This window comes from Stenotrophomonas sp. CFBP 13718 (assembly GCF_014842145.1).
Classification (GTDB): domain Bacteria; phylum Pseudomonadota; class Gammaproteobacteria; order Xanthomonadales; family Xanthomonadaceae; genus Stenotrophomonas.
Genome location: NZ_JACYVC010000002.1, coordinates 106,925 through 119,892 on the forward strand (window position 1 = coordinate 106,925; position 12,968 = coordinate 119,892).

General features: G+C 63.0%; 11 protein-coding genes. 4 read left to right on the forward strand and 7 right to left on the reverse strand.

All coding sequences use genetic code 11. From position 1 onward, the window contains the following. Positions 1-89 precede the first annotated feature (89 nt). The 4 genes from pilB to IFT58_RS04100 all read right to left on the reverse strand — a co-directional run bounded on the left by pilB (position 90) and on the right by IFT58_RS04100 (position 6,321). Positions 90-1,814: a type IV-A pilus assembly ATPase PilB gene (gene pilB / locus IFT58_RS04085; protein WP_192081509.1), complete on the reverse strand. Its 1,725-nt coding sequence runs from the start codon at positions 1,812-1,814 to the stop codon at positions 90-92. Between the two features lie 353 nt (positions 1,815-2,167). Beyond that, the gene (locus IFT58_RS04090; protein WP_192093985.1) at positions 2,168-5,224 is read right to left on the reverse strand and encodes a fused MFS/spermidine synthase; all 3,057 of its coding nucleotides are present in this window, start codon (positions 5,222-5,224) and stop codon (positions 2,168-2,170) included. 111 nt (positions 5,225-5,335) lie between these two features. Further along, positions 5,336-5,743, reverse strand: coding sequence for a pilin (locus tag IFT58_RS18910; RefSeq protein ID WP_192081511.1), 408 nt, complete (start codon positions 5,741-5,743; stop codon positions 5,336-5,338). Positions 5,744-5,874: 131 nt separating this feature from the next. After that, the gene (locus IFT58_RS04100; protein ID WP_192081512.1) at positions 5,875-6,321 is read right to left on the reverse strand and encodes a pilin; all 447 of its coding nucleotides are present in this window, start codon (positions 6,319-6,321) and stop codon (positions 5,875-5,877) included. Between the two features lie 353 nt (positions 6,322-6,674). Here IFT58_RS04100 and IFT58_RS04105 point away from each other — a divergent pair, with 353 nt between their 5' ends. Genes IFT58_RS04105 through coaE form a run of 3 tightly spaced genes read left to right on the forward strand, consistent with a single transcriptional unit; the run spans position 6,675 to position 9,415 of the window. Beyond that, entirely contained in the window at positions 6,675-7,934 is a 1,260-nt protein-coding gene (locus tag IFT58_RS04105; protein ID WP_192093986.1) for a type II secretion system F family protein, read from the forward strand. Between the two features lie 3 nt (positions 7,935-7,937). Next, positions 7,938-8,801 (forward strand): A24 family peptidase, encoded by an 864-nt coding sequence (locus IFT58_RS04110; protein ID WP_192081514.1) that lies wholly within the window; start codon positions 7,938-7,940, stop codon positions 8,799-8,801. Continuing rightward, positions 8,798-9,415 (forward strand): dephospho-CoA kinase, encoded by a 618-nt coding sequence (coaE, locus tag IFT58_RS04115; RefSeq protein WP_192093987.1) that lies wholly within the window; start codon positions 8,798-8,800, stop codon positions 9,413-9,415. The genes IFT58_RS04110 and coaE overlap by 4 nt, the downstream gene beginning before the upstream one ends. 49 nt (positions 9,416-9,464) lie before the next feature. Here the strand turns inward: coaE and IFT58_RS04120 are convergent, their stop codons facing one another. Further along, a complete protein-coding gene (locus IFT58_RS04120; RefSeq protein ID WP_192093988.1) occupies positions 9,465-9,815 on the reverse strand; it encodes a transcriptional regulator in 351 nt (116 codons plus the stop codon). A gap of 498 nt (positions 9,816-10,313) precedes the next feature. Between IFT58_RS04120 and IFT58_RS04125 the strand changes: the two genes are divergently transcribed. Next, positions 10,314-10,727 carry a hypothetical protein gene (locus IFT58_RS04125; RefSeq protein WP_192093989.1) on the forward strand — a complete coding sequence of 138 codons (414 nt, stop codon included), beginning with the start codon at positions 10,314-10,316 and terminating at the stop codon, positions 10,725-10,727. 109 nt (positions 10,728-10,836) lie between these two features. Here the strand turns inward: IFT58_RS04125 and IFT58_RS04130 are convergent, their stop codons facing one another. Continuing rightward, the gene (locus IFT58_RS04130) at positions 10,837-12,180 is read right to left on the reverse strand and encodes a HAMP domain-containing sensor histidine kinase (RefSeq protein WP_188326359.1); all 1,344 of its coding nucleotides are present in this window, start codon (positions 12,178-12,180) and stop codon (positions 10,837-10,839) included. After that, a complete protein-coding gene (locus IFT58_RS04135; protein ID WP_188326358.1) occupies positions 12,173-12,850 on the reverse strand; it encodes a response regulator transcription factor in 678 nt (225 codons plus the stop codon). The genes IFT58_RS04130 and IFT58_RS04135 overlap by 8 nt, the downstream gene beginning before the upstream one ends. Positions 12,851-12,968: the final 118 nt, after the last annotated feature.

Genomic DNA, 12,968 nt, shown 5'->3' on the forward strand with positions numbered 1-12,968 from the left:
TGATGACCGAGGCGATTCCGACCAGAGACCGGTGATGAAGGCCGCTGGTCGTCAGATCCAGGAATGACGGCCAGTGGCCGTCAGCACCCTCAGTCCTTCGTCACGCGGTTGATCTCAGCCAGGCTGGTCACGCCCTTGCCAGCCTTGATCAACGCGGACTGGCGCAGGTCATTCACGCCGATCGCCTGGGCGGCATCGGCAATCTGCAGCGCGTTGCCGCCAGCCAGGATGATCGTCGAGATCTCGTCGGTCATCGGCATCACCTGATACAGGCCGGTACGGCCCTTGTAGCCTTCCGTGCACTCATCACAGCCGACCGCTTCATACAGCTCGATGCCCGCATCCAACTGTGCCTGGGTGAAACCCTCGGCCAGCAAGGCATGCGCCGGCAGGTCGGTGCGGCGCTTGCAGTTGTTGCACAGGCGACGCGCCAGGCGCTGGGCGATCACCAGCGTGACTGAACTGGTGATGTTGTACGGCGCGATGCCCATGTTCATCAGGCGTGCGATGGTCTGCGGCGCGTCATTGGTATGCAGCGTGGACAGCACCATGTGACCGGTCTGCGCCGCCTTGATCGCAATCTCGGCGGTTTCCAGATCGCGGATTTCGCCGACCATGATGATGTCCGGATCCTGGCGCAGGAACGAACGCAGCGCGGCGGCAAACGTCATGCCGCGCTTGTTGTTCTGCTGCACCTGGTTCACGCCGGGCAGACGGATTTCCACCGGATCTTCGGCCGTGGAGATATTGCGCGTTTCATCGTTCAGGATGCCCAGCGCGGTGTACAGCGACACCGTCTTGCCCGAACCGGTCGGGCCCGTCACCAGCACCATGCCGTACGGCTTGTGGATGGCGTCCAGGAACAGTTTCTGCTGATCGGCCTCATAGCCCAGCTTGTCGATGCCCAGCTTGGCCGCGCTGCCGTCCAGGATACGCAGCACCACCTTTTCACCGAACAGCGTGGGCAGGGTGCTGACGCGGAAGTCGATCTGCTTGGTTTTGCTCAGGTTGAGCTTGATGCGCCCATCCTGCGGCACGCGCTTTTCGGCGATATCCAGCTGCGCCATGACCTTCAGGCGCGCCGCGATGCGCTGGTTCAACTTGACGGGCGCACGGGCCACCATCTTCAGCAGGCCATCGATGCGCAGCCGCACGCGATAGTCATCTTCGTAGGGCTCGAAATGGATATCCGATGCGCCCTTGCGGATCGCATCCACCAGCACCTTGTTGACGAACTTCACCACCGGGGTGTCGTCGCCCTTGGCGTCGATGCCCGAATCGGTCGCTGCCATGTCGTCGTCGGTGCCGATCTCGAGGTTCGCCATGCCCTCGTCGTCGTCGCCCATGGACGAGGTCATCGAATCGTGGCTGGTCTGCCACTGCTCCAGCGCCCGGCGGATCTGGTCGTCGTCCACCAGGATCGACTCCACCACCAGGTTGGTGTGGAACTTGATTTCGTCCAGCGAATGGGTGGGGTTGCTGGTGCCCACGTACAGCTTGCCGCCCCGCTTGAACAGCGGCAGCACGTGATGCTTGCGCAGCAGTTCCTCGCTGACCAGGCTGATCGCGCTTTGGTTGGCGTCGAACACGCTGACATCGAACAGCGGCATGCCGAACTCGAGCGCGTTGGCCGCGGCGAGCTGCGAGGCGGTGACGACCTTGTTCTGGGCGAACCATTGCGGCAGCGGCAACCGCGCAGCGGTCGCCTTGGCCATCGCATCGCGGGCGCCGGCTTCATCCAACGCACCGTCCTGCACCAGACGGCGCGCGATGCCGGTGATACCAACGAGGTTAGCGGTGGCAACTGCGTTCATGCGGCTCCTCACTCCAGACCACCCGGCGCATCCCGCCCCGCATGGCCCTGCATTGTTGGTCCGCTGCCGGCTCCCCCTGCAGCCCTTACATCTTACCTGAGTCGGCCATGTTCCCCTGCACTGCCCCCAGCGGATCACCGCCTCGACCTGTCGGTGGCGCCGACCCACGGTCGGCGAGCGCGATGCGCGGCCTGCGTCACGCACCGCATTCCCGGACAGAACCCGCCGAGCACGGCTCGGCGCTACCCGATTGCCGATCACCCGGTAGCGCCGACCCATGGTCGGCGAGCGCGATGCGCGGCCTGCGTCAGGCACCACACTCCCGGACAGAATCCGCCGAGCACGGCTCGGCGCTACCGGTCCTGTTTCCCCAGCGCAGCCATGTAGGTCAGCAACCGCAGCCGGCCGCTGGCTCGTGCATCCGGCCCCAGCGCATCCCAGTAGCGGTCCGACAGCGCCCGCGCCAATCGCGTGTCACCACTCGCCCACGCAGCGTGCTGCAGCGCGCCGAACAGGTAATACCCCGACCGCGCATCCGCCAACAGCCCCGCGCTATGTGGCCCTTCCAACAACCGCTGCCCGGTCGCCAGCACCTGTGCGTGGTCGTCAGACGCGGCAGCGGACACCAGGGCCAGCGAATCAATCACCGTCGGATCGCGCAGCGGGCAAGGCCGCCACGTCGGCCTCACCCAGAGCGCTTCGCGTTCTTCGGGTGAAAGAAACGGCACGGTCTCCCCCGCCAGGAAGAACACCAGCCCGGCGGTCTCCAGCGGCGTAATCTCCAGCTCGCACCGAGCGCCCAACGTCCGCAGCGCGTCCGCCAGCGCATGGTCGCCACCGCCAGGCAGGTCCGCGCCATGCTGCAGCCGCTGGGACAACAGCTGCGCGGTGGTGCGACGCTGCAGCACCTGCAGATTCAACTGGCTGCCATCCGCGCGTGGAAGTCGCGGCTCCGGCCCACCCCAGTCGCGGGTCAGCGGCCAGGGCGCGGTCATGATGGATTCCACGTCGCCGACATACCCCTGCTGGAAGCGGGCCACTGGGGCGCGCAAGGTCAAAATCGGGTGGTAATCCGAATGGCGCGGCGACGGATACAAAGCCGGGTACGCACGCAGCGCGGCATCTCCCATGGCAAAGGTGTCGCGCAGGTCATCCAGCCCATGTACGCCCACGCGCGCCAGCTCCGCACGCAGCGCCGGCTGGTCGAAGATTCCCGCGTTGAGCTCCGGCAGACGGCCTTTCGGCGTCGCGACGATGATCAGGTCTGAATCATTGGCCAGATACGCGCGCACATCGCTGAAATGATCCACCAGCCCATCCAGTACGGACGACAGCAGCTCCGGCGTGATCTCGTACAACTGCAGCCACTGCACGAACAGCCCACCCTCGTTGAGCTGCCTTGGCACAAACGCATAGAACTCATCGCTGAACAACGACGCCGTGCCGCCCACCCACGGATTGGACGGCTCGGAAATGATCAGGTCGTACCGCTGCCCACTGCCCGCGAAGTGCGCCTTGGCATCATCGATGACGATATGCGAGCGGGGATCGGTATAGGCGCGCGACACACGATCACCGAACAGGCGCGCGCCCTCCACCATCGCCGGCTCGATCTCCACCGTGTCCACACGCCCCACCCGCGGATCGCCGAGCAGCGTGTGCGTGGTAAGGCCGGATCCAAAGCCGATCACCCCCACCCGATCAACGCCATGGCCCAGCGCCAAAGGCAATGCCCCCAGCAACACCATCGTGGACTCATCGCCACTGGGCTCCTGGTCCAGGGTGACCGTCATGCCGGCATCCACCTTGCCGTTGGTGGCAATGGAACGCACCGGACCAGCGCCGCGATCGGTCTCGAATACAGACACGGTGGCGGTCTGGCCATCCTTGAAGAACAGCATCTTCGCGCTGTCATGCAGCCGGGCGCCCCCGTGGCGATACACCGACGAACTGAGGACCAGCGGGTCGAAGCGCACCAGACTGACAGCAGCGACGACGCCGGCAAGACCCAACGCGACCGCAGTGAACGCGCCCGTCCGGGAGCCTGTGCGACGGGTCGCCTTTTCGCGGCTCGCGATGGGCCATAACAGCCACACCCCCAAACCTATATCTGCCACCGCCGCGACCAGCAGTGCGTACTTCAACCCCAACATCGGCATCAGGACATGCACGGCGGCCAGCACACCGACGATCGCACCCAGCGTATTGAACGCATACACCTGCCCGATCACCTTTTCACCGCGCCCCTCGCGCAGCAGCGCCAGCGTCAGCAGTGGCAATGTCATTCCTGCGAAGAACGCCGCCGGGAACATCACCGCCACCGCGATTACCGCACTGGCCACGCTGTACAGACCGTAGCCTTCCGCACTGCGCACGATCACCCGCATCAGCCAGCCGACCCACTCGAAGGCCTGCGCATAGACGAACATCGACGCCAACGCGGCAAGGCCCATCAGCACCTGCACCCAGCCCGCCACGCGTAGGGGAGAGGCCATGCGGTCGGCCCGGTGGCGCAACCACAGCCCACCGAAGGCGATGCCGGCGATAAACGCGGCCAGCATCAGTTCGAACGAATGCAACGTGGTGCCCAAAGCGAGCGACAGCATGCGCACCCAGGTGATTTCGTAGACGAACGAGGTTGCTCCGGTCAGCAGCGCGATGCTGAGCACGGCCAGCACCGGCGCGCTCCGGGTGGTAGCGCGCCCGCTCTCTTCGCCGGATCGCGGGGGTGTTGCTGGATCCTCGGCCTTCGCATTGACTGCGTAACCTGTTCCGCCCCGCGCCAGTGGATAGATCAGCGCGGCCACCAGGATATTCAGCGCCCCGGCCACCATCACCGCACCCGGCAGGCCCAACGCAGGCAGCAGGAGATACGTGGATGCCAGTGCGCCACACGCCGCCCCGATGCTGTTGGCGAAATAAAGCCCCGCCAGCACTTCGCCCTGCGCCTGTGGCTGTGTACGCAGGTAGCCCGCGCTCATCAAAGGAAACGTTGCGCCGAGCAGGATGCATTGGGGCAACACCAGTATCGTCGCCAGCAGCCAGCGCAAGGCAGTGGCGCCCTGCCCTTGCAGTCCCGGCAACAGGTACGTGTATGCCAGGCCGGTGATGCCCTGGAACGTCCAATCGAATACGAGGCCGAGGATGCCGATCAGCAGCTCGATGGCGGCGTAAGCCATCAGGGGGTAACGCCACCCGGTGCTGCGCCGGCTGGCCCACCACGCACCCAGGGCCATGCCGCCCATGAAAAGCATCAGGACGAGCGACTGGGCGTGGGAGGAGTGGCCGAGGAACAGGCCGAGGTACTGACTCCAGATGGACTGGTAGATCAGTCCGGCGAAGCCGGAGAGGATGAAGATGGGGAGGAGATAGATGCTCAGCTGGCGTACAGCGACGGGCATTCGGCTCATGCTCCACATAGAGAGAGGTAGAAGTCTACCAAGCCATTAAAATGACTCCGCCTCGACTCTCAGCGGGGTCCGTCGCGCCTGTTGGAGCAAGCAACATAAAGAGAACGGACCTCACCCGCGACACTCAGACGGTACGTAGCGCTCCAAGCCCTCCTCAAGGCGACACTTCCAACGGATGAGATTATCTGCGGTGACCTCGGGCGTCAGCGAGAGCGTCACTGAACCAGCAACTTTGGACGTCTTTACTGTGAGAACTCCGTCGCTATTGCACTCGATGGATGTCACATTGACTGTTGCACTACCAGAGGAACCAACATTGTTGCAGGCACGCGGGTCAAGTGCAGCACTTGTACCAATGTTCTCAGCAACTGTGACTTTGTGCGCACCAATGCTCGTTAATGCCTCTATTACACGAGCCCTCACAAGGTAGTTCTGGTATGCCGGAACAGCGATGCCTGCGAGTATGGCGATGATCGCCACCACGACCATCATCTCGATCAACGAAAAACCCTTGCTCATGACCTCTCCCCCTATCAGGTCAGATCCGCCGATATCAGCGTTAAAAAAAAACCCCTCTCGATAACGAAAGGGGTTTCGGTCAGTAGCAGGCTTGAGAACTGAGGTTCGCGCCTCCTACATCCCCAACTGCATTAGGTCGCAGCAGCAGTACGGCACTCAGCCGGGACATACTTGTCGCTAGTTGCAGCAGAGACCTTGCATTCCCACGTGATCACGTCGCCCGGAACGGTGCCAGCAGCAAGCGCTGCACCGGCGCTCTTCGGGGTCAGGGTCAGGACAACGTCCTTAGCCTTCGGGTTCATCGTGATGGTGATCGCACCAGTCGCCTTGGCAACGGCGATCGACTTCACATTCGTCGTTGCGTTGGCGAACGAGTAACCCTGACCCAAGTCAGAGGAACCGTTGCTAGCGTTCTCAGCAACAACGGTCTTGGCAGCAGATGCGAGCGTCAGACCTTCCGACACACGAGCACGGACGGTGTAATCCTGATACGCCGGCAGCGCAATTGCAGCCAGGATTGCAATGATTGCTACGACGATCATCAGTTCGATGAGCGTAAAACCTTTCTGGTTCTTCATTTTATACATCCCCAAGAGTTGAGTAATTGAACAACAGGCACCGCAGCCGGAGCCAGTGGTTCCACCGATTCAGTGGACCGCGGCACCTCGCAGAGAGATCTAAGCAGGTTGCGTGCCAACTTCCCCAGCACGCCGCCGCCGATCCCGTAGCAATGATGGCAGCATTTCGCCATCTGCGGAAACTGGGTTCCCTTCAGTGCTACATCGTCATCAATGTGACGTATTGCGTCACATTTGGACCATCCGAGATATCCCGGACGTATGGGGGCCCCGGTACACTGCCCAGACGGCTGTGAATCCGCTAGCATCGCGGGATAGATGCCTACTGGGGATGGTAGGCCGGGGAGCCCAAGATGTCAGCAAGTCGCAGTGCGATGAAGAAAGAACCCGTGGCGCGCAGCACCATGGAAATGGCGCCGTTTGTCTGGGAGGGGACCGACAAGCGTGGCGTGAAGATGAAGGGCGAACAGTTGGCGAAAAACGCCAATCTGTTGAAGGCCGAGCTGCGGCGCCAGGGAATTACGCCTAAGGTTGTCAAGCCCAAGTCCAAACCACTGTTCGGGCAAGCGGGTAAGCCGGTTACTCCGAAGGACATCGCGTTCTTCAGTCGGCAGATGGCGACGATGATGAAGTCGGGCGTGCCGATCGTGTCTTCATTGGAGATCATTGGCGGGGGACACAAGAACCCCCGCATGAAGAAGATGGTTGACACCATCCGTACGGATATCGAAGGCGGGTCTTCGCTCCACGAGGCAATCAGCAGACATCCCGTCCAGTTCGATGAGCTTTATCGCAACTTGGTCCGTGCCGGCGAAGGCGCGGGCGTTCTCGAGACCGTTCTGGACACGATTGCGAACTACAAGGAAAACATTGAAGCACTTAAAGGCAAGATTAAGAAAGCGCTCTTTTATCCAGCCATGGTGATCGCCGTTGCGTTGATCGTCTCGGCGATTCTGCTCATCTTCGTGGTCCCGCAGTTTGAAGATGTTTTTGCAGGCTTTGGCGCCGAGCTACCTGCGTTTACGCAGATGATCGTGAATCTCTCACGTTTCATGGTGTCGTGGTGGTGGTTGATCGCAATCGCACTTGGCGGTTCGATCGTAGGGTTCGTGATGGCCTATAAGCGCTCGCCCAAGATGCAGCATGCGATGGATCGATTCATTCTGCGTGTACCGGTGGTTGGCCAGATCATGCACAACAGCTCGATCGCCCGCTTCGCCCGCACCACCGCCGTCACCTTCAAGGCCGGTGTCCCGCTGGTCGAAGCCCTCGGCATCGTCGCAGGCGCTACCGGCAACAAGGTGTACGAGGAAGGCGTCCTGCGCATGCGTGACGACGTGTCGGTCGGCTACCCGGTCAACATGGCGATGAAGCAGATCAATCTCTTCCCGCACATGGTGGTGCAGATGACCGCCATCGGCGAAGAGGCCGGCGCCCTAGACACCATGCTGTTCAAGGTGGCGGAGTACTTCGAACAAGAGGTCAACAACGCCGTCGATGCGCTGAGCAGCCTGCTGGAACCGATGATCATGGTCTTCATTGGCGTGGTCGTTGGCGGTATGGTGATCGGCATGTACTTGCCCATCTTCAAACTCGGCGCGGTGGTTGGATAACACATGGCATTTCTAGACCAGCATCCCGGCCTCGGCTTTCCCGCCGCGGCCGGCCTGGGGTTGTTGCTTGGCAGCTTCCTCAACGTCGTCATCCTGCGCCTGCCCAAGCGGCTGGAGTGGCAGTGGAAGCGTGACGCGCACGAGGTGCTGGAGCAGGAGGACATCTACGAGCCGCCGCCGCCTGGCATCGTGGTGGAGCCGTCGCACTGCCCGCATTGCAAGCACAAGCTGGCGTGGTACGAGAACATCCCGCTGTTCAGCTGGCTGATCCAGCGCGGGAAGTGTCGTCATTGCCACGCCCCGATCTCCATCCAGTATCCGCTGGTCGAGCTGCTGACCGCCGTGCTGGTGCTGGCCAGCGTGTGGCAGTTCGGCTTCGGCTGGCAGGGCTTCGGTGCCATCGTGCTGTCGTGCTTCCTGGTCGCGCTGTCCGGCATCGACGTGCGAACGCAGCTGCTGCCGGACCAGCTCACCCTGCCTCTGATGTGGCTGGGGCTGATTGGGGCTGTCGATAACCTGTACATGCCGGCCAAGCCTGCCCTGCTGGGTGCGTTGGTAGGCTATCTGTCACTGTGGTCGGTCTGGTGGATCTTCAAACAGCTGACCGGCAAGGAAGGCATGGGCCACGGCGACTTCAAGCTGCTGGCCGCACTGGGCGCCTGGGTGGGCCTGAAAGGGATTCTGCCGATCATCCTGCTGTCGTCGGTGGTGGGCGCGATCATCGGCTCCATCCTGCTGTACAGCCAAGGCCGCGACCGCGCGACGCCGATCCCGTTCGGGCCCTACCTGGCCATCGCCGGCTGGCTGGTCTTCATGTGGGGCGAGCCGCTGATCAATGCCTACCTGAGTTACGCGAACCTGCGATGAGCCGGTTCGTGGTTGGCCTGACCGGGGGCATCGCCTCCGGTAAAAGTGAAGTGACCCGCCGCTTCGAAGCGCTTGGCGTTACCGTGGCCGACGCCGATGTGGCTGCCCGCACCGTGGTGTCCCAAGGCAGCCCGGCGCTGGCGATGATTGCCGAACGCTTCGGGCCGGACATGCTCCAAGCCGATGGCACGCTGGACCGCGGCCGCCTGCGTGCTCATGTGTTTGCCGCTGTGGCCGAGCGTAAAGCGCTGGAAGCGATCACCCACCCGGCCATTCGGCAGTTGCTGCACGACCAGTGCGTCCAGGCGGAAAGCCCCTACGCCATTGCCGCCATCCCGCTGCTCACCGAGGCCGGTGGCCGCGATGCTTATGCGTGGCTGGATCGGATACTGGTGGTGGACGCGCCGGAAGCGCTGCAACTTGCGCGCCTGATGCAACGCGACGGCAGCGACGTGGTGCTGGCGCAGCAGATGATCGACGCGCAGGCCAGCCGCGCGCAGCGGCTCGCCCTGGCCGACGATGTAGTGCCCAACGATGGCCACCCGGATGCATTGCAGGCACAGGTTGAGCGGTTGCACGCGATCTACCTGCAACTTGCGATTACCGCGGCCTGATTCCTGGTAGCGCCGAGCCACGCTCGGCGAGCGCAGCGGTGCCGGGTACCTAAGCAGCCCGAACCTTCGTGTCGAACTCCACATGCACTCCGTCATAGGGGAAGTGCAATGCGCCCGCAGCCGTTTTGTCGATCAACCCACATGCAACCAGGGCGGCACTATCGGTATGTACACCTTTTACATCTCGATCAACGCGTCTGGCCAGCTCACGCACCCCAAGAGGGCCCGCTCCAGCGAGCGCTTGAAGCAGGCTCCAGCGATTCGGATTCAACGTGCGCAGCAGATCCTCACCACTCGTGAAAGTGAATCGAGGTGAGCTGTCACGCTGAGCAGGAATCAGGGCCTTCAGGCGTGATTTGACGTCGGATATGCTGGCAACGCCAATAGTCAAAATGTTCATTGGGGCCTCTCTCACAGTTGAGCCACGTCGTCCCAGAAGTCATCAATCAGTGCTTCAAGCGAGGTGAATATGTATGGCAACTCTTGGCCCCCCACGTGCTTGTGATCGCCCTTGCCCGCCTCATTCACTATTGTTGTCTAGATTACATCACCCACACACAGCAGCGGATCCCGCAAGCGCAAGTGACCACGGGCGGCAGCCGGTTTAGAAGACGAATGCAGCTTTCCTGATGTACGCGCGTGGCAGTTCTGCCCACGATGTCCGGGCTGGAACGAGCAGTTCCAGCCGGGATTGGAGTCCCGTTGCTCTCAACTGGATAACTCTGTTGTCGCCCGTTCCGGGCACGGCGGAGAATGCACTGCCCTGCCGTCCTGCGGCGGGCGGTGCGTGGGGATTCCCATATCCGCCGGTTATTCCAGTTGAAGCCCGGTACTCCAACCCGCACCGTCCGCCACCTCGCCGCTGGGCAGGTGGCTTTACGACTCTGCGAGGGCTTTCATGGCGGCATTCTCTCCCCCTGGTGCACGGCTGCACGCCCTGATCGGCGATGCGGTGTTGGACATCCCCTTCCATCTGGTTGAACGGCTGGACGCGGCATTAGCTGACGGCGGGATGCCCGAACCAAAGCCTGCGCTCATCGACTTCCTTGATTCAATGCAGCGCGGTGATGCCGGCGATGGCGAGCCGTGGGGAGAAGTCGGAATGCCGGTCGATCGCTGCGCCGACCTTGCGCGCGTGAGCAGGAACCTGACTGCACTGAGTGCAGTGATGCGCCTGCTGCATGCCGTGCACCGGACACGGCAGCAGGATGATGGACGGTCGTCGCTGGATGCGCGCGTCGAACAGGGCCTGCTATTGGCAGGTAGGGAGTTGGCGGACTCGGCGGTGGCTGTACTGGACGCTGGGCGATGAAGCGCGTTGCGGGCCGAGCAGTGGGCACCATCCCGGTAGCACCGAGCCATGCTCGGCGAGCGCAGCGGCAAGGGCGGACGGCCAGCGGCCGTCACTACCCTGATTGCCGTCAGCCCAGCAGCTTGGGGGCGAAGGTCAACGTGGCCACGACACCACGGTCGCCGCCGGGGCGGACACTGACCTGCCAGCCATAGAGGTCGCACAGGCGGCTGACGATCGACAGGCCGATGCCGCCGCCCTGCGAGTGACCGGCGTGGGTGCCGCGGTAACCGCGCTGGAACAGCTTGGCGGCGTCTTCTTCGCTCAGGCCGGGACCACTGTCGGCCACCGATACGGCGTTGTTGCCCACGTTGACCCGCACTTCGCCGTCCTGCGAGTACTTCACCGCGTTGCCGATCAGGTTACCCAACGCCACCGACAATGCCGATTCCGGTGCATCCACGATCAGGTCGCGGTCACCTTCCAAGGTCAGGGTGATGGGCTTGCCGCCCAGCTGTGCGCGGTGCGATTCGAGCAACTGTTCGGCGACCCGCGCCACGTTGCTGGTGCCCTGCCCGCGCTCATTGCGCGATAGCAGCAGCAACGCGCCGATCAGATCGCTGCACTGTTGTTCGGCACGCTGGATACGCTGCAGGCGCTGCAGCACTTTTTCATCCAGCCCCGGCCGGGTCAGCAGCAGCTCGGTGGCACCGCGGATCACCGCCAGCGGCGTGCGCAGCTCATGGCTGACGTCGGCATTGAATTCGCGGTCGCGCTGCACCACCTCGGTCAGCCGCGATGAGTAGTCATCCAGCGCCTGCGCCAGCTGCCCCACTTCGTCGTCAGGAAAACGCGGTGCCAGCGGTTCGGGATCACTCGTGCCGCCGCGATACGCACGCAGCCGTTTCGCCAGGTCTGAGACGGGCTTCATCACCTTGGAAGCAGACCACCAGCCGAGCACCAAGGACAGCAGGCTGAACACCAGCACGGAGATCCACAGCGCGCGTTTCAGCTGCGCCTCACCCCGCGTGGCCTCGGTCATGTCGTAGGCAAGGAAGAACCAGGCGTCATCGGCTTTGCGCACAGCCAGCTTGTAGGCGTACGGCCTGCCATCCTCGTCCAGACCACTGACGTTGTGGTTGCCATTGGGCAAGCCGGCCCACTCGGGCCGCTCTTCGCGGACGCGGTCGAACTTGTCGCGTGGGTACAAGAACGCCCGGATCTGCTGCACGGGCAAGTCCGGGTTGCGGCTGCGATCGGAGTAGTAGCGCTTGGCGTACTCGTCGATGTTCCGGTTCATCACGTCTTCGACGAGCTGGTTTTCCACGCGCGCGCGCGCCCAGTTCGTGGCGAACGCAAACAGCGTGGTCAGGCAGAAGCCCAACAGCACGAAGGAGACGATGATGCGGCTGCGCAGCCGACGACGGTAAGGCCCGCGCCGGCGACGCCCCCTGCGTACGGGGTCTTCAGGCATCCGGTGCAGCGATCCGGTAGCCGATGCCATGACGGGTCTGGATCATCGGAACTTCAAAAGGCTTGTCCACCACGGCGCGCAGGCCATGGATGTGCACGCGCAGGGAGTCCGAATCCGGAAGTTCTTCTCCCCAGACGCGGGTCTCCAGCTCCTGGCGGGTGACCACGGCCGGCGAGGCTTCCATCAGCGCCTGCAGGATCTTCAGCGCGGTCGGGTTGAGCTGCAGCAGCTTGCTTTGGCGACGTACTTCCAAGGTGTCGAGGTTGTATTCCAGATCGCCCGTTTCCAGCACGCGGGTCTGCACACCCTTGCCGCGGCGGGACAGCGCGTTCAACCGCACTTCCACTTCCTGCAGCGCGAACGGCTTGATCAGGTAATCGTCCGCACCGGAATCAAAGCCGGCCAGCTTGTTGTCCAGCGAATCACGGGCGGTCAGCATCAGCACTGGAGTCTGCTTGCGGGCTTCGTTGCGCAGCTTGCGGCAGACTTCAATGCCGTCCATGCCGGGAAGGTTCAGATCCAGCACGATGGCGTCGAACTCGTGTACGACGGCCAGGTGCAGGCCCGTCACACCGTCGGCGGCGAAGTCGACCGTGTGCCCGCGGTCCTCGAGGTAGTCGCCGAGGTTGGCGGCAATATCACTGTTGTCTTCGATGACGAGAATTCGCACTGGGACCTCTGGTTCGTGGTGGGATGCCTGCCTTGGCGCGGTCGCAACCTGGAAGGTTACGACCCGGGCCTGTTGGCGGCTGACGCCAACCATACAGCCCCGGGCATTAACATTTCAC

Coding starts and splice junctions, on each gene's coding strand:
- IFT58_RS18910 (WP_192081511.1), bottom strand. CDS start 5,743: ATGAGCAAGGGTTTTTCGTTGATCGAGATGATGGTCGTGGTGGCGATC.
- pilB (WP_192081509.1), bottom strand. CDS start 1,814: ATGAACGCAGTTGCCACCGCTAACCTCGTTGGTATCACCGGCATCGCG.
- IFT58_RS04105 (WP_192093986.1), top strand. CDS start 6,675: ATGTCAGCAAGTCGCAGTGCGATGAAGAAAGAACCCGTGGCGCGCAGC.
- IFT58_RS04125 (WP_192093989.1), top strand. CDS start 10,314: ATGGCGGCATTCTCTCCCCCTGGTGCACGGCTGCACGCCCTGATCGGC.
- IFT58_RS04120 (WP_192093988.1), bottom strand. CDS start 9,815: ATGAACATTTTGACTATTGGCGTTGCCAGCATATCCGACGTCAAATCA.
- IFT58_RS04130 (WP_188326359.1), bottom strand. CDS start 12,180: ATGCCTGAAGACCCCGTACGCAGGGGGCGTCGCCGGCGCGGGCCTTAC.
- IFT58_RS04100 (WP_192081512.1), bottom strand. CDS start 6,321: ATGAAGAACCAGAAAGGTTTTACGCTCATCGAACTGATGATCGTCGTA.
- IFT58_RS04110 (WP_192081514.1), top strand. CDS start 7,938: ATGGCATTTCTAGACCAGCATCCCGGCCTCGGCTTTCCCGCCGCGGCC.
- IFT58_RS04090 (WP_192093985.1), bottom strand. CDS start 5,224: ATGAGCCGAATGCCCGTCGCTGTACGCCAGCTGAGCATCTATCTCCTC.
- coaE (WP_192093987.1), top strand. CDS start 8,798: ATGAGCCGGTTCGTGGTTGGCCTGACCGGGGGCATCGCCTCCGGTAAA.